A 23,376-nucleotide genomic window follows, 5' to 3' on the forward strand; every position below is an offset into this window, starting at 1 on the left:
AGACACATTTGCGATCAGATGACAGAAGGAAGGATTTTGACATCTTGATGTTACATTTCCCATTTTTTATGACAATGTAAAAAAGAAGCCTGGAAAGCTGGCTTCAAAATAATTCTGCTATTCGCTTGAAGGAACGTTGTTTTTCGATCGGATCAAAGGAATTGTTCAGAATCATGATGTCATCCGTTTGATAGCGGTCCATCAAGGTCTGTAATTGTTCTTTCACCGTTTTCTTCGAGCCGACAATCATCCGCTGGCGGTTTTGCAGCACTTTTTTCTTTTCCTGTGTGGTGTAGTGATAGGCGCTTGCTTCTTCTATAGAAGGAACGCGGCTGTCCAGTCCCTTTTCAACACGAAGCAGCCATAAATCTGTACTGCTGGCGATCCTGTCTGCTTCTTCATCTGTTTCACCGCAGATGACAAAGACGGCAAACATAGATTGTGGCTGACTAGAAAAGACAGATGGAGAAAAGTGTGATCGATACGTCTCAAATGCTTGTGTGCCGCGTGCAGGATGGATAAAGTGGCCGAAAATATAGTTGATTCCAAGCTCCGCCGCCTGCATGGCACTATTTTCTCCCAGCCCAAGCAGCCAAACCGGCGGATGAGTATCAACAAGCGGAGCAGCTTTCACGCCTGTATGCGGATGACCAGAAGGCAGGCTGTCTGATAAGTAAAAAAGAAGATCCTTCAGCTGGCGGTCAAACTGAGACAGATCTTTAGGCACGCCGTCTGTCAAAGCGAGCCTCGTCCTTTCGATCCCGCCTGGAGATTTGCCGACACCAATCTCAATCCGTCCAGGATAAAGGGCTTCAAGCTGCCGCGTGACCTCTGCTACTTTAAAAGGACTGTACTGAGGAAGTAAAATACCGCCAGATCCGGTACGCAAGGTCGTTGTATGAGCCGCAATATGAGCCATTAATATTTCAGGCGCTGTACTAGCGAGCCCTCTTGTGCTGTGGTGTTCAGCGAACCAATAGCGCTCATACCCAAGCGTTTCAGCCAGCTGAGCCAGCTGCGTTGTATGAATCAATGTCTCCTGAGCAGACTGACCTTTAGGAATGGCGACTTGATCTAATATATGAAGTGATGGCATCATCAACATCCTTTCATCAACATGCTGAATATAAGTATAAAGAAATCCATAGGTGGAAGGAAACGAAAGGGTTTATCCTTTGCTTTTATCTTTTCTATATCAACATATGAAACCACATCAATACACTCCTTATCAGCAAGAGCTGTTCATCGGGAACTTTCGACAATGTTTCACATGAAACACTTCATTAACGACATGAACCATTTCCAATGTGCATCTTTCGTTAAAAAAATATAAAGTGTTTGAAACCTATCTTGAACATAGATCGTATATACTAGTAAATAGAAAAAAGAGTAAGAGGCTCCAATGTCATTTCATGAATTTTGTCGAATTTTCATGTATGATGATTTTAATAGGGTCCATCGCTTAATAAATAGATTTTTATTATGCTGGAGGAGTGATTGATTTGGCGATTACATTAGAAAAAGGTCAACGTATTGATTTAACAAAAGGGAAAACAGGGCTGACGAATATTCTTGTTGGACTTGGCTGGGACCCTGTATCACAAGGCGGCGGATTTTTAGGAAAGCTGTTTGGCGGCGGAGGCGGCGCTGATGTTGATTGTGATGCTTCAGTGCTCATGCTGAAAAATGATAAGTTTACGGAAAATAAAGATTTGATTTATTTTGGCAACCTAAAGAGCAAATGCGGTAGTGTTGAACATACAGGTGACAACCTGACTGGTGAAGGAGACGGAGATGATGAACAAGTCCTCGTCAACTTGAGCAAGGTGCCGGGTAATGTGAATAAATTGGTGTTTGTCGTGAACATTTATGATGCCCTTAGAAGAAACCAACACTTTGGTATGATTCAAAATGCTTACATTCGCATCGTTGATCGTTCAAACAATCAAGAATTAGTGAAATATAATTTAAAAGATGATTATGCAGGAAAAACATCATTAATCGTCGGAGAGCTTTATCGTCACGAGAATGAGTGGAAGTTTGCGGCGCTTGGAAATGGTACAAATGATGCGAAGCTTGCAGATATTACGAGAAACTATATTTAAACAGAAGGGAGAGGTTCCTAGTGGGAATTTCTTTAGCGAAAGGTCAAAAAATTGATTTAACAAAAACGAATCCAGGTTTAACAAAAGTAGTCGTCGGTCTTGGCTGGGACGTCAATAAGTATGACGGCGGACATGACTTTGATCTAGACGCAAGTGTATTCCTTTTAGATGCGGCAGGTAAAGCAAGCTCTCCATCTGACTTTGTCTTTTACAACCAAACAACTGGCGGAGGTGGAAGTGTCGTACATACAGGCGATAACCGCACTGGTGAAGGGGACGGAGATGACGAGCAGGTCAATGTTGACCTTGCAGCTGTACCGGCAAGTGTTGAAAAGATTTCATTTGTCATTACAATTCATGATGCAGAAGCGCGCAGTCAAAATTTCGGACAAGTGTCTAACGCATATGTACGTATTTTAAATGCAGCATCGAATGAAGAACTCATTCGCTACGATTTGGCAGAGGATTTCTCAATTGAGACAGCCATTATTGTAGGTGAATTATACCGTCATGGCGGGGAATGGAAATTCTCAGCTGTCGGATCAGGCTATCAAGGCGGTCTTGCCCGCATTGCAACGGACTTTGGCTTAGATATCGGATAACGCAATAGTTTCCTATTTTCAAAGACAGGAGAGATACGAATATGGCGATTCAGCTTTCAAAAGGACAACGTGTCGATTTAACCAAAACCAACCCAGGGCTGACGAAAGTGATGATCGGTCTTGGCTGGGATACGAATAAATATTCTGGCGGAGCCGAATTTGATTTGGACGCTTCGGCTTTCTTGGTAGATGCAAACAATCGTTGTCAGCAAGATACAGATTTTGTGTTCTATAATAACCTTCAGCATCCGAGCGGCAGTGTCACTCATACAGGTGATAACCGTACGGGTGAAGGAGATGGAGATGACGAGCAAATTCTCGTTGATTTCTCGAAAATTCCTGCTAACATTGATCGTATCGGAATTACAGTTACGATCCATGATGCAGAGGCGCGCAGCCAGAATTTTGGACAAGTCTCTAATGCATTTGTTCGTGTTGTAAATGAAGAGGGCGGGGAAGAATTGATTCGCTTCGATTTAGGCGAAGACTTCTCAATTGAAACAGCTGTTGTGGTATGTGAATTGTACCGACACGGAAGTGATTGGAAGTTTAACGCGATCGGAAGCGGATTCTCTGGCGGACTTGCAGCTCTTTGTCAAAATTATGGGTTAGAAGTGTAAATAAGAGAAACAAATCAGTTCAAGAGATGCTGTCAAAAGCTCATATGAGGGCCTTTTCCTAAGTGAGAAAGAAACAGCGATCAAGAATAGCAGCAGGCGAAAGCCTGCTGATGCTTCTACACTTATAGGAGGAAAACCAGTTGGACATTTTGAAACATATGTTGGATACTTATGCCTCGTTTTTTGATTGGCATATGTGGGCAGAGGTATTAACAGACCCTGTCTCTTGGGGGCTTATTGGGACTCTTGTCGTGCTTGAAGGATTGTTATCAGCAGATAACGCACTTGTATTAGCTGTGATGGTGAAACATCTACCAGAAAAGCAGCGTAAAAAGGCATTAACCTACGGATTAATTGGCGCTTATTTCTTCCGTTTTCTATTCATTGGCGTAGGGATGCTGCTTATTAAGTTCTGGTGGATTAAGGTCCTCGGAGCTGCTTACTTAGCATGGCTTGTTATTAAGCACTTCTGGTTAGGTGACGGCGATGATGAAGCGAAGGAACTGAAAAAAGAAGGCTGGTTGATTCGAGTCTTTGGTGTGTTCTGGGCAACTGTTATTTCTGTTGAAATTATGGACCTTGCCTTCTCGGTTGATAGTATTCTTGCAGCATTCGCTGTATCTGAGGAAGTATGGATTCTACTATTAGGCGGAATGCTTGGAATTCTCATGATGCGTACAGTCGCGCAGTTATTCCTTGTTCTCATTGATCGTATCCCAGAGCTCGAGAATACTGCGTTTATTCTCATCGGGATCATTGCGATCAAAATGGGCTTGAGTGCTGCTCACATTGAAATCCCGCATCTTGTATTCTTTGCGATTATTATCCTAGCATTTATCGGAACGTTTATCGTTCATAAAATCAATAAGAAGAAACATCAAGAAGTGACAAACGAAGCTGCGGCTTCAAAAGAAGAATAGGACGATCAAAAAGGAATGGAGTTGATTAGCGGCTCCATCCTTTTTTGAATCATCAAGTCATTTGTTCGATTTTCTCTCAACAACAGGAGGTGGCACAGCATGCGGTATTTTCAGTTTTTATCAGAGGCGAGGCAGCACGATATTTTTTTCAAACGGCCGGGGGCGATGCATTTGATGACGCCAAGGCACGTACTTGCGCATGCATTAGGTGCTACTTTGTATATGCCTGCGACTAGACAGGATATAGCAGACATGCTGCTGTCGCAGAAATATGAAGCGCTTTGCTCTGTTGTATTTTGTTTAGAGGATGCCATCGGTGATCAAGAAGTGGAAATGGCTGAACAGAATCTAGTGGTACAACTCGCCAAACTGTCGGACAAATTAACGCATACACCTGAAATGGCTGAACAAATGCCGTTTTTATTTATTCGGGTTCGTTCGCCGAAGCAGCTGCTGAAAATGGCAGATTTGCTTGGTCCATCTCTTCGTTTATTGACGGGTTTTGTATTTCCAAAGTGTTCTATTCATAATGCGAAGGATTATTTGGACAGCTTGAAACAGGCGTCCGCACAAACGAAGACCACGCTGTACGGTATGCCCATTTTGGAAACACCCGATTTATTAGAAAAAGAAACGAGATATACGGTGCTGTCTAAGTTAAAGCAGATCATGCTGAATGATGAAGAATATATTTTGAATATTCGTATTGGGGCAACGGATCTTTGCGGCTTATATGGCATTCGCCGTGATCGCGACACCACCATCTATGAAATCAGATTGATTGCTGATTTGATCACAGATATTATCAATTATTTTGGCCGTTCCTTTGTTGTATCAGGTGCTGTATGGGAGCATTTTGGTCCTGCACGAAAGGAACAAAAACCATTTATCCGTGCGCTTTCTAAGGGCGGTGAGCTGTCCTTATCTGAATTCGATGACGTACAAGGTTTACTCAAAGAGACAAGACTCGATGTAGCCAACGGCATACATGGAAAGACAGTGATCCATCCAACACATCTCAAGCCAGTGCAAAGCATGTACGTTGTGACAAAGGAAGAGTACTTGGATGCATTAAGCATTCTGGAACATGCCGACGGCACAGTTGGCGTGATGAAGAGTGCTTTCTCTAATAAGATGAATGAAACAAAGCCGCATTACAGGTGGGCAGAGCACATTTTAATTAAGTCAGACATTTACGGGGTGTTTCATGAAAATAGAAGCTATATCGACATACTTACAGAATCAGAAGCGGCATACGCTGAACATCTTGGAACATATGGAGGTTGAGCTTGACCTCAAAGAAGGTGCGCTCCAGCTTGAAAAAGAGCATCTTTTTGAGATGGCAGCAAGGGTGAACAAAAAAAGAGCCTTTTTATTCGTGAGTAAGGTGCTTGGAAAGCATATTCCTGTTCATCCAGTAAAACCGCTCCTTGTCTCGGGTCTTTTAGCGATGGCATATGCCAAAGAGCAAACGGGAAAGACGCCCCCGCACCAAGATCTTCTTGTAGAGGCACTCAAGACGGATGATCACACGGTGTTAACGGCAGCCTATGAAACACTCAAAGAAGAAAAGCTTTCAGCAGGCAATGAGCCTGTCGTCATCGGCTTTGCGGAAACGGCAACAGCCCTTGGACATGGTGTGTATGATGTGATAGAAGGCGCATCATACATTCATACGACACGTGAACAGCTGCTGGATCTTGACCCGTCATTGGTATTTGAAGAAGAACATTCGCATGCAACAGATCAGCTTTGTTATGCAGACGAAGCATTCCTTCGCACAGACCGCCCCATCGTGTTAGTAGATGATGAAGTCACAACAGGCCGTACCAATATCAACATCATTCGTGACCTTCATGCAAAGTACCCAAGGCATTCTTATACCATTCTTTCCATTTTGGACTGGCGGACGGAGGAGCATGAGATAGCCATGTGCCAGCTTGAAGAGGAGCTTGGAATTCACATCACATCATTGTCTTTATTAAAAGGGCAGATGATTTTTCGAGGCAAAACGCTCGATGAACCAGCTTATTCGTATGAGATTGCGGAGCAAGAGAAGCAGCCAAGTCTCTCTTTTCACTCTCTTCAACCTTTCTTTAAGCAAGTGTCCTATTCACTTTCTCATGCAGCAAATTCGGCTGGTCATTCGCCATATATACATGAAACGGGTCGTTTTGGTTTAAACGCAGCAGATACGGAAGCGCTCGACCAAGCAGCTGCTGAAGCGGGATTGAGGCTGCGGCAGGAACGCAAAGGAAAACAAACACTCTGCTTAGGGACAGGTGAGCTGATGTATGTGCCGATGAGACTGTCTGCACACATGGGGGAAGGCGTTCTCTTTCATTCAACAACGAGAAGCCCTATTCACCCAGTCGAAAAGGATGGATACGCTGTCCAAAATGGGTTTACCTTTATGAATCCAGAGGATGCCCGAATTCAGCACTACGTGTACAACATTCCAAAAGGTGAATATGATGATGTATTTCTCTTTTTTGAGAAAAAGGTCTCTCAGGAGGCATTGCTTCCGCTTGTTCACTTATTTGCTGAGCGGCATGTGAAGCATGTGCATATTGTGACTTTATCAGACGAGGTGAAGGTGAATGGCTAATGTGTATACAAAGATGGGGAGCTATCCAGAGCAGGATGTAACCTTCTTACTCAAAGATTTATCCTCTATTGAGATGGAGAAAAGTACAGAAGAGCGGGAGCGTTCGATTCAGAGCGGTGCGCATTATTCAGAAATGCTGCCAATTGAGTACAAACCAACGGCATCTTATATGACTTTATTCTATCAATCTCTTGAAGAAAGTAAGGAAAAGGTAGCAGAAGCAGTAGCTGTTGTAGCAGAACAGATTGTGAAGAAGCGAGGCTTCCAAACCGTGCTTTGCAGTCTGGCGCGTGCGGGGACACCGATCGGGGTGCTGATCAAACGATATATTCGAAAGACGTATGGTGTCGATCTGCCTCATTACAGCATCTCTATTATTCGCGACCGCGGAATAGACGAGAATGCACTGCATTATATGCTGAAAGAACATCCAGGTTTTGAAATTGCTTTTATCGATGGTTGGACTGGAAAAGGGGCGATTTCGAAAGAGCTCCAAAAAGCTGTTCTTGATTTTGAAAAAAAGTATGGTGTACGTCTCTCGAGTGAGCTGGCTGTGCTGGCAGACCCCGGCTATTGTACACATGTATACGGAACGAGGGAGGACTTTCTCATTCCAAGTGCCTGCTTGAATTCGACAGTATCAGGGCTTGTCAGTCGTACGGTATTAAACAACCGCTGGATCAATGCCGATGATTTCCATGGGGCAAAGTATTATAAAGAGCTGCTTGATGAGGATGTGTCCAATCTATATGTGGATACAATTGAAGAAGCATTTTCAAGCCTCGGACCAAATGTACAAGAGAAAGCAGAAACCATACTCTCGCAAGGGACGCCGGCAGATTGGCGGGGAATGGCATCCATTGAAGCAATCGGTCAGGAGTTTCAAATTGAAAATACCCATTTGATTAAGCCGGGAGTTGGTGAGACGACCCGTGTGCTGCTTAGAAGAATCCCTTGGAAAATCTTGATTCAGCCTGGATCTCAGGAGAAGCTGAAGCATATCTTGCTTTTGGCAGAGGACAGAGGTGTTCCTGTCATTGAATATGCCAATATGTCTTACACGTGCTGCGGGTTAATTCGTCCGCTGGAGCAAACGTCATGAAGACATTTGCATTTGCCAGTGATTTAGACAGGACGCTGATTTACTCACATCGAGTGCTTGACCAGTATGCGTATGAAGGAGAGTATGATTTAGTTGAGGTGCTGGACGAACGGCCGCTTTCCTATATGTCTGTTAAAACGAAAAAATCTTTGCAGACGATTCATCAATCAGGCTGGTTCATTCCAGTGACGACAAGAACAACCGCACAGTATGAACGAATCACCTTCTTTGAGCAAGAGCTTAAACCGGAGTATGCCGTGACAACAAATGGAGGCTGTATTCTTCATCATGGCAAGCCGCTTGAGGATTGGCAGGCCATTGTTGATGAGAGACTTAGGGAGTGTATGCCAGTCAGAGAGATGCTGAGGGCGATCTCGGAACTTCCAGTTGCGGCATGGGTGAAGCGTACCCGTACAGCAGAGGGAAGATTTCTTTATTTAATTATGAAAGAGGAGTATCTATCTCACATTCCGCTTGCTGAATTGAAGCTGTGGGGCGAGGAGAGAGGCTGGCAGGTTTCTCTTCAGGGACGGAAGCTTTATTTTATTCCACAGCCGCTTAATAAGTGGGATGCTGTTGCTTTTCTAAAGGACAGGCTGCAGCTTGAATACGTCTATGGTGCGGGTGATTCTCTGTTAGATGCAGGGCTCATTCGTCAATCAGATATGGGCTTTGCCCCAAGGCATGGAGAAGTTCTCGGCTTTGACCCATCACTTGAGCCGACAGCAGCATCTGGCATGGCCGCAGCGGATGAAATCACCGCTTCTGTCATCGATCAGATGATGAACGCAAAAAAGCCTTCGATTCGATAGCAGAAGTAGAAGGCTGAATGATATGATAGTAGTAGCTTTCGAGAAAATATAGGAGAAAGGAAGGAGCGGCGTGAGTTATAAAGAAATCAATGTCACCCATACACGGGCGGAGCAGGAAGCCTGGAAAAACGTGCTGAAAAAGCCGCTCCCTGAAAGAGACGGTTATATAAAGGACGAGCATACGTTGTCCTTGCCGCGTCTCGCCGCCCGGGTCCTTGGAACTCCGCATGATGCAACCGATTATTTTATTTATTTACATGAATTATACGAAACAGACGGCATGCATATTTTAAGTGAAACACTCAATCGTCATATTGAGCCGGAGCATTTTCAAGCGCTGCAGCGTATTCATTTGATTAACCAAGAAGAAAAGGGATTGTCCGTGAATCGCTTTGTTGCTTTTTTAGATGGTGAACAGCTGATTGTACGCCATCCAAACCCTGTGATGAACCGGCATATCCGTCTTTCATTGATCAAGGTATTTGAGCATTTCAAGCAGCTGCACGAGGGTGGATTTCAGCATCCTGATTTCCGCCGGGTCCTGCTGGATGTCGTGAAGTTTTCAAATAACCATTTAGGTCCATGGCTAAAGGAAGTCAATATCGAAGAAAAAATGCCGGCTGTCATTTGGTATGGAGAGGCGAATAAAAGTCAGCTTTATTTTCTTTACTACGTCATGCTGATTGGCTGTGATGTTGTGCTATTTCATCCAGAAGGCAAGGATTCGTTCCGCGAATTAGATCCAGAAGAAAAGCTGACTTTTATTGATCAGTACCCGGGGACTTCAAAGCTTGAGCCGTTCCCTACTGAAAAGCCTGAGAGGAAATCAACGGTGGCGTACCGCTCGACAAGAGAGCTTGAAGAGGTGCTTCACACGGAAGATTCAATGCTGTATAAGCCGTGGCAATTCAGAGATCATACTCCTCATTCTATTACACTGAAGACCACGTATGATGAGCTGTTTTTAATTGCAAAGGAACGATCCTTTATCCGCCCGAATTTTAAAGCAGACCGGGACACGATACAGATTCCGAATCTTTTTGCGAAAATGATGGGTGTCACACGAGACAAGCGTGAATACTGGGATCGCATTCACACGTTAATGGAGGGGAAAGAGACGAAGACCATTCGCCATTTTCCTTTTACGAAAGAAGTGACTTCGAATTATCAATTTCATTATCAGCATGCACTTTCTTCTAATGGAGAGATTGATCCTGACTTATTAATGAAAAGCAATGTGTGGCAGTTTTCTCATCTATATGAGGGCACGCAACGTGCGATAGCAGAGGCGATATTTCGAATCTGTCAGCATCCGAAGCTGTTAAAAGAAGGCAATGAAACCGAATTAGATGTCCGTATTTATTTATTCAAGCAGGTTCTGCATTTAAGCCAGGATCTCATTGAACTGATTCAAACCTTTGATTATGCACAAACCGTACCGAAAGTGATTTTATACCATACGGAATATAATGGAGAGCTGACTCGTTCTGATGCGGCCGCCCTGATTTTCCTAAATGAAATGGGTGTGGATCTTTTCGTATATCATCCGGCGGGATATCAGTGTATCGAACGGTATATCGATGACCAATTATTTGATACCCATTGGCTTGATGAGATGGTCATGAACCAGGAGTTTAAAGAGCCGTCCATCGTTAGAAAGTTATTTCAATCCATTAAAAACCGATAAGGAGATCAAAGCTTATGACAAATACAAACGGAAATGACATCATTTCAATTGATAAAGAGGAAATCACGATTGAGAAGGCAGACGATATTCGCGTTCAGCTTCGAAATGAACCAGAAGTGCAAAATATTGCGAGACAGATCGATGCGAAAAATCAGCTGGAACTGCTTGAATACGGGAAACAGCCGGCCGTTGAAATCTCTAAGTTCTCTGATCGTATCCTTTCAATGATGCGTTCAACAAGCGTTACTGACTCAGGAACAATGCTGACGCAGCTTGGGAAGATTATGGATCGCTTTGATAAAAATGATTTTGACGAACCGAAGGGTGGTTTGTTGTCAAAAATCTTTAAGCGCGGCGGCAGCATGATCGAAAAGATTTTTAGTAAATATCAAACGCTCGGTGCAGAAATTGAAAAAATTAATGTGGAAATTAGTAAATATAAAGATGAAATGACCAAATCGACTGTGACGCTTGAAGAAATGTATGAGCATAACATTCAATACTATTTGGAGCTGGAAAAGTATGTCGTAGCCGGTCAAATGAAAATCGAAGAATTAAAGCAATTGGTTCCTTCATATGAAGAAAAAGCAGCTAGTGGAAACCAGCTGGCACAAATGGAGCTTGATACGCTTCGTAATGGCATTCAAGCGCTTGAAGAGCGTGTGTATGACCTTGATATGGCACGAATGGTGGCGCTTCAAACGGCACCGCAAATCCGTTTGCTTCAGCGTGGGAATACGAAATTAATCGGTAAAATCAACTCTGCCTTCATCATCACGATTCCAATTTTCAAAAATGGGATCATTCAAGCTGTTACAGCGAAGAGACAAAAGCTTGTGGCTGATTCTATGAGTGAGCTGGATAGAAGAACAAATGAAATGCTGAAACGAAATGCTGAAAACATTTCAAGTCAAAGTGTAGAGATTGCCAAATTATCTGGCCGTCCAAGCATCGACATTGAAACGATCGAATCTTCCTTTAATACAATTGTACAAGGGATGAAAGAGACGAAACAGATCGAAGAAGAGAACAAGCGATTACGCGAAGATGGGACAAAACGTATGCTTGAGCTTCAAGATAATATTAAGCGGGCTGCCCTAGAGTCCTAAAAAAACAAGCTGTCTGTAACTAAAGTTGCAGGCAGTTTTTTTATGAATTTAAATAAAATTTGAGGAAAAAGGTTTTTATGTGACCATTTTCGGGTAAATCCTGTTAAGGGGAATGGTTCGCCCAAGATTCAAAAAACCGCTATGAAGAGGATTCGACTTATTTTTTAGCACAATCAGGAATTTCCAGTAAAATATTGTCTGATGAGAGGAAATACCCCGTAAAATATGTAGTTTATGAAGCATTCTATAGGATTTACGAGTAATACGGCGTATAAACTCTAATGACCAGACCTCTATATGGAATTCATACATATTGTGGGGAAATAAGCGAATTCTAAAGATTGTTCGCATCATAACGCTTATGTTACGGTTATAAAGATGCTAATTTGGAGGGAAAATATGAATTCTGAAGAGAGAAATATCAAAATCAAGATAAATAATGTATCTAAAATTTTCGGTAAAAATGCTAAAAAAGCATCTCAAATGCTTGAAAAAGGGAAAACAAAAAGAGAGATCCTAAAAGAGACCGGCGCAACAGTTGGTGTCAATCGAGCAAATTTTGATGTTTATGACGGCGAGATATTTGTCATCATGGGGCTATCAGGGAGCGGAAAGTCCACACTTGTGCGGATGCTAAACAGGTTAATCGAACCAACCTCCGGTGAAATATATATTGATGGGGATATGATAACAAATATGTCAAAGGATCAATTGCGTGAAGTCAGACGGAAAAAGATCAGCATGGTTTTCCAAAACTTCGCATTGTTCCCGCACCGTACAATTCTTGAGAACACTGAGTATGGTCTTGAATTGCAAGGTGTCGATAAAGAAGAGCGCAGACCAAAAGCGCTTGAATCTTTAAAGCTTGTTGGACTTGAAGGCTTTGAAGAGCAATATCCAAATCAATTAAGTGGTGGTATGCAGCAGCGTGTTGGATTGGCACGTGCGTTAGCAAATGACCCTGACATTTTATTAATGGATGAAGCATTCAGCGCACTAGATCCATTAATTCGTAAAGATATGCAGGATGAATTGCTTGAGCTTCATACATCTGTAGGAAAAACGATCATTTTCATTACCCATGATTTAGATGAGGCGCTTCGTATTGGTGACCGCATTGTACTCATGAAGGACGGAAATATCGTTCAAATCGGAACACCAGAAGAAATTCTGATGAACCCATCGAATGAATATGTTGAACGCTTCGTTGAAGATGTTGACCTTTCTAAAGTATTAACCGCTGGTCATATTATGAAACGTGCAGAAACAGTTCAGATCGATAAAGGGGCACGTGTTGCGCTTACGCTCATGAAAAATCTTGGGATTTCGTCTATCTATGCAGTAGATAAGAAAAAGCATTTATTAGGTGTCATTTCTGCCCAAGCAGCGAAAAAGGCAGCAGAAACGGGAGCGTCACTTGAAACGGTTCTCGATAAAGAATTTACGACAGTGTTGGAATCTACGTATTTGACAGAGATCTTTGATGCGGTATCTGATGCGAACATTCCGATTGCCGTTGTTGATGAGAAAAACAGAATGAAGGGCATTGTGGTCAGAGGTGCATTGATTGGTGCATTATCAGGAAATGATGAGTATATCAACATGTCTTCTAACAAGCTAGAGGAAATTAAAGCACAAGAGCCTTCTGCACAGGAGGTAGAATAAGATGTTTAGTATGAGTGATTTACCTAGAATTCCGTTTGCGGAATATATCGATCAATTTGTTGACTGGTTAACATTAACGTTTGGTGGTTTCTTTGATGGCATCACAAATGGATTAGCAGGAACAGTAAATGGGATTGTGGCAGCACTTGGCGTCATTCCATCCATTATTTTAACCCTTATCTTTGCCGGCATTGCTTGGTGGATCAGTACAAGAGGAGTTGCTCTTTTCACACTTATTGGATTTTTACTGATCGACTATTTAGGCTACTGGCATCCAATGCTTCAAACACTTGCACTCGTTTTGACCGCTGTGGTCATTTCCATTGTGATCGGGGTTCCGATCGGTATTTGGGCATCACAGAAGGAAACTGTGCGTAAAATTGTGACACCTATTTTAGATTTAATGCAGACAATGCCTGCATTCGTTTATCTATTACCAGCGATCTTCTTCTTTAATATTGGGGTTGTTCCTGGGGTTGTGGCATCGGTTATTTTCTCCATGCCGCCAACGATTCGTATGACCATTCTCGGTATTAAACAAGTACCGGCTGATTTAATTGAAGCTACCGAAGCATTTGGTTCAACGACATTCCAGCGTTTATTCAAAGTTCAGCTTCCACTTGCAACAAAAACCATCTTAGCTGGTATTAACCAAAGTATCATGCTGGCTCTATCAATGGTCGTCATTGCGGCAATGGTAGGTGCACCAGGACTTGGTTCAGAAGTATACAGTGCGGTAACGCAGCTGAAAACAGGTATTGGTTTTGAAGCAGGTATTGCCATTGTGATTGTGGCGATTACACTTGACCGTATTACCCAAAACATTAAAACGAAAAAATCCAGGGGGAATGCTTAATGTGGAAAAAGTCTCTCTACATTGGGATGACTGCCCTGCTTGTCTTTTTACTAGCCGCTTGCGGTGCGCAGACAGATTCAAATGCGAGTGCTGCTCAGCAGGTGAATAAAACCATTATCGGAATCGATCCTGGTTCAGGGATTATGGCACTGACAGATCAAGCGAAAAAGGATTACGGCTTAGAGGATTGGACGGTTGTGTCTGCATCAAGTGCAGCCATGACGGCAACGCTCAAAAAATCTTACGACCGTAAAAAGCCAATCATCATCACTGGCTGGAATCCACACTGGATGTTTTCCCGCTATGATTTAAAATATTTAGATGATCCAAAAAAATCTTACGGTGAAGCGGAAGAAATTCATACGATTTCACGTAAAGGCTTTGCGAAGGATCAGCCGGAAGCAGCCAAAATGCTTAGTCAGTTTAAATGGTCTCAAGATGACATGGGCGAAGTCATGATTGATATCCAAGATGGTGTGAAACCAAAGGATGCCGCCTTAAAATATGTGAAAAAACATAAAGACCAAGTAGCGAAATGGACAAAAGGCGTGAAAAAGTCGAATGGTGGAAAAGTCAATCTTGCCTACGTTGCATGGGATAGTGAGATTGCAAGTACCAATGTTGCAGCAGAAGTATTGCGTGAACTTGGGTTTAAAGTAACTTTGACTCAGGTTGAAGCAGGTCCGATGTGGACAGCAATTGCAACCGGAAGTGCGGATGCATCATTATCCGCTTGGCTGCCAAATACGCATAAAACGTATGCAGCGAAGTTTAAAGGAAAATATGATGACCTTGGTACAAGTATGAAAGGTCTTCGAATGGGGCTAGTTGTTCCAACATATATGAAGAACGTAAACTCCATTGAGGATTTGAAAAAATAGTCAATGATATAGTGGTTCCCTTATAATAGAAGGGAGCATGTTGAAAAAGCAGTCTGCTCAAAAAGCGGCTGCTTTTTTCTTATATAGAAGGATGGAGTTGTCGGACGATGGATAAATCAATCATGATTTTTCTGCATGGTGGAGGAGTAAGCAGCTGGATGTGGCAGGAGCAGGTTGAAATATTGAAGGACACGTATGAATGCTTTGCTCCTGATCTCATTGGACACGGGACAAGAGCAAAAGAACAGATATTTTCAATGAATGAAAGCACCCGTGAAGTCATCTCATGGATCAAGGAAAATGCGAATGGCCGTCAAGTGATTCTGATTGGATTTTCTTTAGGTGCGCAGATTGCCGTTGATGTGTTATCAAGAGAGCCGGATATCGTAGACATAGCCGTCATCAATAGTGCCCTTGTGATGCCTTTGCCATGGCTCCATTTCATGGTGAGACCCCTCTTGCCACTGACGTATCCATTATTAAAGAAAGATTGGTTTATCCAGCTCCAAGCTGAAAAGATGGGGCTCTCGCAACATGTACTGCATCATTATGCAGCGGAATCGAAACATCTGCAAAAGAAAACCCTTCTTACGATGTTTCAAGAAAACCTCCATTACAAGCTCCCAGACACGTTTCAGCAAGCGAAGGCACGCATTCTTGTTACAGTGGGAGAAAAAGAAAAAGGCATCATGAAACGGTCAGCAAAAAAAATAACGAATTCACATCCGAAGGCAACAGGCGTCGTTGTTCCCGGTATTGGACATACATTTACTTTTGAGAAGAAAGAACTTTTTACAGAAATGATCAAATGCTTTATAGAGGCACGTGCATTACCAGTCGAATTAAGGGAAATCCAGTAGCCGCGCCAATCAATAAGTGAAGACAAGCATAAAAGGGGCGCCGGTCTCTTAGAATCTGTATGATATAGATATAAAACGCTTACAGTTTGTGTTTCCTAGAAGGAGGAGCTATGAGTAAAAACTATATCATATTCGGTGCAAGTCAAGGATTAGGAGATGCTTTTGTAAAGGGTCTCCCTTCAAGTGGAGATACAGTTTGGATTGTATCGCGAAGTGAACCAAGCAGTTTGAGCATAGATGACGGTGTACATAGAATTTGGCTGAAAATCGACTTATCAAGCCAAACGCATATCTCTTATATGCTCGAAGCACTGGAGAACAAGACGATTGATGTACTCATCTATAACGTCGGTTTATGGGAAAAACGAGGCTTTGAAGACGATTATTCCTTTGATCACGATCAGCCAGAGGATATTGCACATTTAATCAATGTGAATGTCACCTCAACCATTACATACATCCAGGCACTGCTTCCGCACCTAAGGAAATCAGAGAATGGGAAAATCATCGTGATTGGCTCAACGGCCGGACTCGACCATACAAACCTGCCGCAGGTCTCGTTTGTTGCATCTAAATTTGGCCTGCGTGGAATTGTGAATGCACTGAGAGAGCATGTGAGGAAAGATAAAATATCCGTCACCTGTATCAATCCAGGGGAGCTGGCGGCGGAGGTTCCGTATGAGGATGGAGCCGAAAAGGCCATCACTCTATATGATGAAACGAGAATCCCTGTCCAGGATATTGTGGAGCTTGCGAGATGTGTGATTCATTTATCAAGGGTATCTTGCGTAAAAGAAATCAACGTTCCCGCCATGGCAGATCTGAATGCATAATATAAAGCAGACCACCCGCTTAATGAGAAGGCGGGTGGCTTTTTCATTTATGATGAATGCTGCTGGAGTGTTTGATAGACAGCTTCGGTCAAAATCTCAATGCCGGTAAAGATTGCCGAGCGGTCGAAGGTCATATACGGATGATGAAGACCAGGCTTTAAATCACAGCCTAAACCGAGCATCGTGGATTTGATATGCCGAAGCTTTGCTGCATAAAAGTGAAAGTCCTCTCCACCTGTTGTGACAATCGGGGGATCAAGCTGCTCTTTACCTAAAACCTGTTCAATTGCATGAGACATGATCTGGACAGCTTCCTCATTTAAGGTGGCGGCAGGCAGACGATGGTCTGTTGAAAGTGTAATGGAAGCGCCAAAGGCATCCGCTACAGAATGAACGGCTCTTTCAATTTCTTTTTCTAGTTCATCCATCACTTCGTTTGTTTGCGCCCTTACATCTAATGTAAAAGAAGCTTTGCCTGGGATGATGTTTGAGCTGCCCCCGCCAGCATGTAGATTGGTCATTTTGACAGAATGCGCGACTCTTGGATCGACATGGATATGCGCGAGTCTCTGCACAAGGGTAGAAGCCACTTCTATTACGTTGATGCCAAGGTGTGGACGTGCACCGTGCGCTTCCTCGCCAATAATGGTGCCGACGTAATGATTACTTGATCCGTGCAAAATAGCAGGCGCGCAGCGTCCGTTTAATGTTTCTTGAATTGGGCGCACATGTACGCCATATAAGTAATCGACATCTGCGAGCACACCTTTTTCAATCATTTTCAGCGCACCGCCGCCTCTTTCCTCAGCAGGCTGAAAGATGAAACGGATCGTGCCGTTCGGTCGTTCTTTTTCCTTTAATGCCATGAAGGTGCCAAGAGCCATTGTCATGTGTGCATCGTGGCCACATGAATGATTGGCTTTAAACTCACCATCTACTTCCTGCCAAAGTGCATCAATATCAGCTCTCACAGCGACCACTGGTGCGCCTTCTCCAATTTCACCGATCACCCCTGTACAGTCGTCAAATGTTTGAGTTTTGCAGCCCAATTTTTTCAATATATCTTCAATATAAGCGGTCGTTTCTGTTTCTTCCCAGCTGATTTCTGGGTGGGCATGCAAGTGTTCAAAGATGTCTGTCACGGTTTGTTTCATTTCGTTTGTCAAAGTTGTCATGAGAAGCCTCCTTGCTGACAGATAATCTGCCAAAACATTATTTTAATGAAATAATATTGCTCTTAAATATCAACAGTGTTTATAATATAACACATCATTTGATTATTCTGAAAATTAAGTGAAATTCCGATCGGGACAAAGGGGTTTTGACACATGAAAACAGCGACAGTATCAACACCAGAGAAACAAAAACGAAAACTTCAAATGCCAGATGCGTATGTTCTCTTATTTATGATTGCACTGATTTGTACAATAGCAACGTATTTTGTACCAGCGGGTGAGTTTGACCGAAAGACATCTGGGGAGATCACAACAGCCGTTCCTGGCAGCTATCACCGTATTGATCAATCACCAGTGAGTCCAGTTGGCTTTTTCACAGCGATACAAGAAGGAATGGTAGGGTCCTCTTCTATTATTTTTCTGATTCTATTTACGGGCGGAACCATTGCCATTTTGGAGAAGACAGGTGCTATTAACGGGATGATTCACCATGTCATCAGCCGGTTTCAAACGAAGCAATTATTGTTTATTTGTATTGTTGGGGGATTATTTTCAGTCCTTGGAACGACCGGAATTGTCGTGAATTCTGTCATTGGGTTTATTCCAATCGGCATCATTGTGGCACGATCCTTGAAATGGGATGCTGTAGCAGGAGCCGCTGTCATATACATCGGCTGTTATGCAGGGTTTAACGCAACGATTTTATCTCCATCTCCATTAGGTTTATCACAAACAATTGCAGAGCTGCCGATCTTTTCCGGCATCGGCCTGCGTGTCATTATTTATCTTTGTTTTCTTATTTCTAGTATTGTGTACATCTATTTATATACAAGACGTCTGAAGAATAAAGAAAAGGGAAGCATTCTTGGCGATCAATGGTTTCCTGCTAAGGGGCTTGGCGGAGCCGATGCGGAATCTGTGGACAAGCCTGCATTTACTGGCAGACATAAGCTGATTTTAGCGGTGTGCGGATTGTCACTTGGAGGTTTCTTATATGGCGCACTTCAGCTTGGCTGGACCGATAAGGAAATGGCGGGTGTGTTCATTTTTATGGCTATCGTCGCTGGACTGCTCGGCGGATTAGCTGCCAATGATATTGCGAAAACGTTTATTATCGGGTGCCAAAGCCTTGTATACGGCGCACTTATTGTTGGGATGGCACGCTGTATTTCGGTCATTTTAGAAAACGGGAAGCTGCTTGATACAGTGGTCAATGGCTTGGCGAGTATGCTGACAGGCTTTAGTCCCATCGCTGGTGCGATCGGGATGTATATTGCGAGTGCGCTTCTTCACTTTTTGATTTCATCAGGATCAGGAGAAGCCGTTGTCTTTATCCCAATTCTTGCGCCGCTCGCTGATTTAATGGGCATCACAAGACAGGTCGCTGTAGAAGCGGTAATGCTTGGTGAAGGGGTGGTCAACTGTATCAATCCGACTTCCGGTGTGTTGATGGCTGTGCTTGCTGCAAGTGGTATTCCTTATGTAAAGTGGCTGCGTTTTATGGTGCCGCTTGCCCTCATTTGGTTTGTCATCGGTCTTGTATTTATTTGTATCGGGGTCATGATCAACTGGGGACCTTATTAAATATGTAGGAAGCTGCCGACGAGCGTTTGGCAGCTTTTTTCTTGTGGAAATATGTATGGAGCGGGCGCTTTGAAAGCACAATAAATGTGTTCACAAATTCGCTACATATTTTTTTTGAGCAGCCCCCTTGCAAAAGTTTGTGAAATGTTGCACAATAAGAATGTGAAATACTTCACATAAGAAAAACAGCCTAGTTTTACTCAGGAGGATGAGATAAATGACAAACGAAAAAGTAAACAAAGTAGCCCTTATTGGAGCAGGTTTCGTCGGCAGCAGTTATGCCTTTACATTAATAAATCAAGCAATCACAGATGAATTGGTTGTCATCGATTTGAATCAAGACAAAGCAATGGGTGACGTGATGGATTTAAACCACGGAAAAGCATTTGCGCCGCATCCTGTGAATACATGGTATGGAGATTATGAGGATTGTAAGGATGCAGATATCGTCTGTATCTGTGCTGGTGCAAACCAAAAGCCAGGTGAAACAAGACTTGACCTTGTTGAGAAAAATTTAAATATATTTAAAGGCATTGTAGAAAACGTGATGAAAAGTGGATTCGACGGTATTTTCTTAGTGGCCACAAACCCAGTCGATATTTTGACATATGCGACTTGGAAATTCAGTGGTCTTCCAAAAGAACGAGTGATTGGCAGTGGTACGACGCTTGATACGGCAAGATTTAGATACATGCTCAGTGAGTACTTTGACGCAGCGGCACACAACGTGCATGCGTACATCATTGGCGAGCATGGAGATACAGAGCTTGCTGTTTGGAGTCATGCAAATATTGGAAGTGTGCCGATTACAGAATTAATGAAGAGAAATGATCAATACAAACAAGAAGACTTAGATGAAATCATGGAAAATGTCCGTCATGCCGCTTACCAAATCATTGAGAAAAAAGGCGCCACTTATTACGGTGTAGCAATGAGTTTAGCCCGCATTACAAGAGCGATCCTGCACAATGAAAACAGCATTTTAACTGTCAGCACTTACTTAGATGGAGAGTACGGAGCAGAAGATGTCTACATTGGTGTACCTGCCCTTGTGAATCGAAATGGCGCAACAGAAGTAATGGAGCTCACACTGAACGACACGGAGAAAGAAAAATTTGCACACAGTGTGAATGTGTTAAAAGAGATTTTGGCTCCTCATTTTTAATCAATCAAAAGCAACCTATCTGAGCAGAAAAGGATGAATCACTATGTGGCAGCAAATATATGATCCGTTTGGTAATGAATTCGTCAGTGCATTGGTGGCAATGCTCCCAATCTTGTTTTTCCTTCTTGCATTAACCGTTTTTAAGCTAAAAGGTGTTTTAGCCGCTTGTTTTACCTTAATCGTCAGTTTTGTAACAGCTGTTTTCTTCTTTCATATGCCAGTTGAAAAAGCATTATCTGCTGTGCTGCTCGGTATATCTAATGGGCTGTGGCCGATTGGATATATCGTCATCATGGCGGTATGGCTCTATAAAATTGCCGTGAAATCTGGTAAGTTCGATGTCATTCGATCTAGTATTGCAGGAATTTCTCAAGATCAACGTCTTCAGCTCTTATTAATTGGTTTTAGCTTTAATGCATTTTTAGAAGGAGCTGCTGGGTTTGGTGTACCGATTGCGATCAGTGCCGCTCTCTTAACAGAGCTTGGGTTTAAACCGCTGAAAGCTGCGATGCTCTGCTTAATTGCCAATGCTGCGTCTGGTGCATTTGGTGCTGTAGGCATTCCAGTGATTACAGGGGCGCAAATGGGCAATATGACGCCGCTTGCGTTATCTCAAACCCTTGTATATACGATCCCGTTTATTTCATTCTGTATTCCGTTCCTCCTCATTCTGATTGTAGATGGATTCAAAGGAATCAAAGAAACGCTGCCAGCCTTGCTGGTTGTGAGTGGAACCTATGCCATTTTGCAAGCTGTCACAATGGTGACGATGGGACCTGAGCTTGCCAATATTATTTCTGCCTTGGCAAGTATGGGAGTTTTAGCTTTATTTCTTCGGAAATGGCAGCCAAAACACATTTATCGTGAAGAAGGAGCGCCAGATATTGAACAGAAACAAACGTATCGCGGCGTTGAAATACTGAAAGCATGGTCTCCGTTCTATATTTTAACTGCTGTTATTACGGTATGGAGTCTGCCGGCATTTAAAGCATTGTTTGCTGTAGGAGGACCGCTTAACTGGACGACCATTTTAGTGAAAATGCCCTTTTTACATCAGCAAATTGTGAAATTACCACCAATTGCCCAAATGGAAACACCAATTGATGCGATCTTTAAAATTGATGTCATCAGTGCAACGGGTACTGCCATTCTGATTGCGGTCATGCTGACAGGGCTGTTTAGCAGACATATTACATTAACAGAAGGCGCTGTCTGCTTAAAAGCAGCGGTGAAAGAGCTTTGGGTTCCTGTTCTTACTATTTGTTTTGTCATGGGCTTTGCCAACCTGGCAAACTTTGCTGGACTAAGTTCAGCCATTGGACTTGCTCTTGCCAAAACAGGCGATTTGTTCCCGCTTGTCAGTCCGGTGCTTGGCTGGATCGGCGTGTTTATTACGGGATCTGTCGTGAGTAACAACGCCTTATTCGGTAACCTTCAAGCGGTCACTGCTTCTCAAATCGGCTCACAAGCAGGTTTGTTAATTGGGGCGAATACGACCGGTGGTGTGATGGCGAAATTAATTTCTCCACAATCTATCGCTATCGCTACAGCAGCTGTTGGAGAAACAGGGAAAGAATCTGAGCTCTTCAAAAAGACCGTGAAGTACAGTTTCATTCTGCTAGGTATTGTATGTATATGGACATTCATTCTTGCTCAATTTGTATAGGTTGATAGATTAAAAAAGACTGAGATCTCTCTCAGTCTTTTTCTTTATGTAGATTCTCTTGTCACGAGCCGGGTAGGCAACTGGATATGTTCGCGCTGTAATGGTTTTTGGTCTTGCAGGAGCGCGATCATTTGCTGTACAGATCGCTGGCCAAGCTCTACGATCGGTATGTCAATTGTGGTGATCGTTGGAGCTGTCACCTCACAAATGTCTTGGTTGTCATAGCCGATGACCGCTAGATCCCCGGGGATTTGATAGCCGTATGAAATAGCCTGTTTAATGAGTCCTGCTGCGACTTGATCATTGCCGGTGAAAATGGCATCAGGCGCTTCCTTCATGTGATGGATGACCTCCATTAAGCGAAAGCCGTCTTCAATGGTAAAAGCCTCTCCAAAGAGCCAATCATCTTGCAGCGGCAAACCGTGAGCAGAGAGTGCATCAAGATAGCCCTGTTTCCTTTGTTTCTGCGCTTCACTGCTTTCTGTATCAAAGCAAAACCCAATCGATTTTCGCCCCGACCGAATCAAATAGTCCACCGCTTTATAGGCGGCTTCCCGTTCATCGTATCCAATAATCGGGATGTTTGCTGTTTGGTGATATTCATTTGCCATGACAATGGGGCCGTTCGTTAAAAATGGCTCAATTTTCTCCCACGTATTTTCTAACGCACCCAATATAACCCCATCGACTTCTTTTCTTTTTAATAATTGAAGCCCTTCAAGCTCTAATGCTTCTTGATAAAACGTCTGGAGCACGATGGCTTTATATCCTTGATCCAGTGCTTCCTTTGAAATGCCTTTAATCAATTGTGCAAAAAAAGGATGGTCCACAGCTGGAACAGACACAGCAATGGTTTTTGTCTGATGTGACCTTAGTGTGCGGGCTGCTGAACTCGGTGTATATTCCATTTCTTTCATCACCTGTAAAATGAGCTGCCGCTTTTCTTCTGACACATATGGGTGATGGTTTAGCACTCTGGAAACGGTGGTGGTTGAAACCCCGCAGCGTTTGGCAATTTCATAAATTGTACACATATTAACAAATCCTTTACACAAAGTTATTGTTCTGAAATCGATAACATCATTTACAATGTGAAACAAGTTAAATATTAACAAAAGGAATTGAT

21 protein-coding genes are annotated in these 23,376 nt (G+C 43.1%); 18 read left to right on the top strand and 3 right to left on the bottom strand.

From position 1 onward, the window contains the following. Nucleotides 1-103: 103 nt before the first annotated feature. Nucleotides 104-1,096 carry an LLM class flavin-dependent oxidoreductase gene (locus NSQ34_RS01595; protein ID WP_024427227.1) on the bottom strand — a complete coding sequence of 331 codons (993 nt, stop codon included), beginning with the start codon at nucleotides 1,094-1,096 and terminating at the stop codon, nucleotides 104-106. Between the two features lie 406 nt (nucleotides 1,097-1,502). Between NSQ34_RS01595 and NSQ34_RS01600 the strand changes: the two genes are divergently transcribed. From NSQ34_RS01600 to NSQ34_RS01670, 15 genes are all read left to right on the top strand, one after another. Further along, nucleotides 1,503-2,105, top strand: a complete 603-nt coding sequence (locus NSQ34_RS01600) for a TerD family protein (RefSeq protein ID WP_024427228.1) — start codon at nucleotides 1,503-1,505, stop codon at nucleotides 2,103-2,105. Nucleotides 2,106-2,125: 20 nt separating this feature from the next. Beyond that, nucleotides 2,126-2,707 carry a TerD family protein gene (locus NSQ34_RS01605; protein ID WP_024424356.1) on the top strand — a complete coding sequence of 194 codons (582 nt, stop codon included), beginning with the start codon at nucleotides 2,126-2,128 and terminating at the stop codon, nucleotides 2,705-2,707. A gap of 41 nt (nucleotides 2,708-2,748) precedes the next feature. After that, the gene (locus NSQ34_RS01610) at nucleotides 2,749-3,327 is read left to right on the top strand and encodes a TerD family protein (RefSeq protein WP_007498343.1); all 579 of its coding nucleotides are present in this window, start codon (nucleotides 2,749-2,751) and stop codon (nucleotides 3,325-3,327) included. A gap of 140 nt (nucleotides 3,328-3,467) precedes the next feature. Then, a complete protein-coding gene (locus NSQ34_RS01615; protein ID WP_024424355.1) occupies nucleotides 3,468-4,247 on the top strand; it encodes a TerC family protein in 780 nt (259 codons plus the stop codon). A gap of 99 nt (nucleotides 4,248-4,346) precedes the next feature. Further along, on the top strand, nucleotides 4,347-5,534 hold the full coding sequence (locus NSQ34_RS01620; RefSeq protein ID WP_254001550.1) for an HpcH/HpaI aldolase/citrate lyase family protein: 1,188 nt from the start codon (nucleotides 4,347-4,349) through the stop codon (nucleotides 5,532-5,534). Next, the gene (locus NSQ34_RS01625; protein ID WP_254001729.1) at nucleotides 5,524-6,855 is read left to right on the top strand and encodes a phosphoribosyltransferase family protein; all 1,332 of its coding nucleotides are present in this window, start codon (nucleotides 5,524-5,526) and stop codon (nucleotides 6,853-6,855) included. Before NSQ34_RS01620 ends, NSQ34_RS01625 begins: the two co-directional genes overlap by 11 nt. Then, complete coding sequence (locus tag NSQ34_RS01630; RefSeq protein WP_024424352.1) at nucleotides 6,848-7,957, top strand: cysteine protease StiP family protein; 1,110 nt, start codon at nucleotides 6,848-6,850, stop codon at nucleotides 7,955-7,957. The genes NSQ34_RS01625 and NSQ34_RS01630 overlap by 8 nt, the downstream gene beginning before the upstream one ends. Beyond that, the gene (locus NSQ34_RS01635) at nucleotides 7,954-8,769 is read left to right on the top strand and encodes an HAD family hydrolase (RefSeq protein WP_268456352.1); all 816 of its coding nucleotides are present in this window, start codon (nucleotides 7,954-7,956) and stop codon (nucleotides 8,767-8,769) included. Before NSQ34_RS01630 ends, NSQ34_RS01635 begins: the two co-directional genes overlap by 4 nt. A 70-nt stretch (nucleotides 8,770-8,839) precedes the next feature. Continuing rightward, the gene (locus NSQ34_RS01640; protein WP_268456354.1) at nucleotides 8,840-10,456 is read left to right on the top strand and encodes a YceG family protein; all 1,617 of its coding nucleotides are present in this window, start codon (nucleotides 8,840-8,842) and stop codon (nucleotides 10,454-10,456) included. A 14-nt stretch (nucleotides 10,457-10,470) separates the two neighbouring features. After that, entirely contained in the window at nucleotides 10,471-11,565 is a 1,095-nt protein-coding gene (locus NSQ34_RS01645) for a toxic anion resistance protein (protein ID WP_024427234.1), read from the top strand. Between the two features lie 399 nt (nucleotides 11,566-11,964). Further along, nucleotides 11,965-13,230 carry a glycine/proline betaine ABC transporter ATP-binding protein OpuAA gene (gene opuAA, locus NSQ34_RS01650; RefSeq protein ID WP_024424349.1) on the top strand — a complete coding sequence of 422 codons (1,266 nt, stop codon included), beginning with the start codon at nucleotides 11,965-11,967 and terminating at the stop codon, nucleotides 13,228-13,230. A gap of 10 nt (nucleotides 13,231-13,240) precedes the next feature. Further along, nucleotides 13,241-14,086: a glycine/proline betaine ABC transporter permease subunit OpuAB gene (opuAB, locus tag NSQ34_RS01655; RefSeq protein WP_024424348.1), complete on the top strand. Its 846-nt coding sequence runs from the start codon at nucleotides 13,241-13,243 to the stop codon at nucleotides 14,084-14,086. Further along, nucleotides 14,086-14,967 (top strand): glycine betaine ABC transporter substrate-binding protein, encoded by an 882-nt coding sequence (locus NSQ34_RS01660; RefSeq protein ID WP_024427235.1) that lies wholly within the window; start codon nucleotides 14,086-14,088, stop codon nucleotides 14,965-14,967. Before opuAB ends, NSQ34_RS01660 begins: the two co-directional genes overlap by 1 nt. A 107-nt stretch (nucleotides 14,968-15,074) precedes the next feature. Beyond that, nucleotides 15,075-15,827, top strand: a complete 753-nt coding sequence (locus NSQ34_RS01665) for an alpha/beta hydrolase (RefSeq protein WP_268456356.1) — start codon at nucleotides 15,075-15,077, stop codon at nucleotides 15,825-15,827. A gap of 110 nt (nucleotides 15,828-15,937) precedes the next feature. Continuing rightward, nucleotides 15,938-16,660 carry an SDR family oxidoreductase gene (locus NSQ34_RS01670; RefSeq protein ID WP_268456357.1) on the top strand — a complete coding sequence of 241 codons (723 nt, stop codon included), beginning with the start codon at nucleotides 15,938-15,940 and terminating at the stop codon, nucleotides 16,658-16,660. Nucleotides 16,661-16,707: 47 nt separating this feature from the next. On the opposite strand, the gene NSQ34_RS01675 is transcribed toward NSQ34_RS01670, so the two are convergent. Continuing rightward, on the bottom strand, nucleotides 16,708-17,835 hold the full coding sequence (locus tag NSQ34_RS01675) for a M20 peptidase aminoacylase family protein (protein WP_268456359.1): 1,128 nt from the start codon (nucleotides 17,833-17,835) through the stop codon (nucleotides 16,708-16,710). A gap of 153 nt (nucleotides 17,836-17,988) precedes the next feature. Here NSQ34_RS01675 and NSQ34_RS01680 point away from each other — a divergent pair, with 153 nt between their 5' ends. The 3 genes from NSQ34_RS01680 (at nucleotide 17,989) to NSQ34_RS01690 (ending at nucleotide 22,250) form a co-directional block, all read left to right on the top strand. Continuing rightward, nucleotides 17,989-19,419 (top strand): YfcC family protein, encoded by a 1,431-nt coding sequence (locus NSQ34_RS01680; RefSeq protein ID WP_268456361.1) that lies wholly within the window; start codon nucleotides 17,989-17,991, stop codon nucleotides 19,417-19,419. 217 nt (nucleotides 19,420-19,636) lie between these two features. After that, nucleotides 19,637-20,584 carry an L-lactate dehydrogenase gene (locus tag NSQ34_RS01685; RefSeq protein WP_070326655.1) on the top strand — a complete coding sequence of 316 codons (948 nt, stop codon included), beginning with the start codon at nucleotides 19,637-19,639 and terminating at the stop codon, nucleotides 20,582-20,584. Between the two features lie 43 nt (nucleotides 20,585-20,627). Then, nucleotides 20,628-22,250, top strand: coding sequence for an L-lactate permease (locus tag NSQ34_RS01690; RefSeq protein WP_098677404.1), 1,623 nt, complete (start codon nucleotides 20,628-20,630; stop codon nucleotides 22,248-22,250). Between the two features lie 44 nt (nucleotides 22,251-22,294). Here NSQ34_RS01690 and NSQ34_RS01695 read toward each other — a convergent pair whose 3' ends face one another. Beyond that, complete coding sequence (locus NSQ34_RS01695) at nucleotides 22,295-23,284, bottom strand: LacI family DNA-binding transcriptional regulator (RefSeq protein WP_024424341.1); 990 nt, start codon at nucleotides 23,282-23,284, stop codon at nucleotides 22,295-22,297. Between the last annotated feature and the right edge of the window lie 92 nt (nucleotides 23,285-23,376).

The sequence above is a fragment of the Bacillus sp. FSL P2-0069 genome, assembly GCF_038593315.1.
GTDB lineage: Bacteria > Bacillota > Bacilli > Bacillales > Bacillaceae > Bacillus > Bacillus safensis.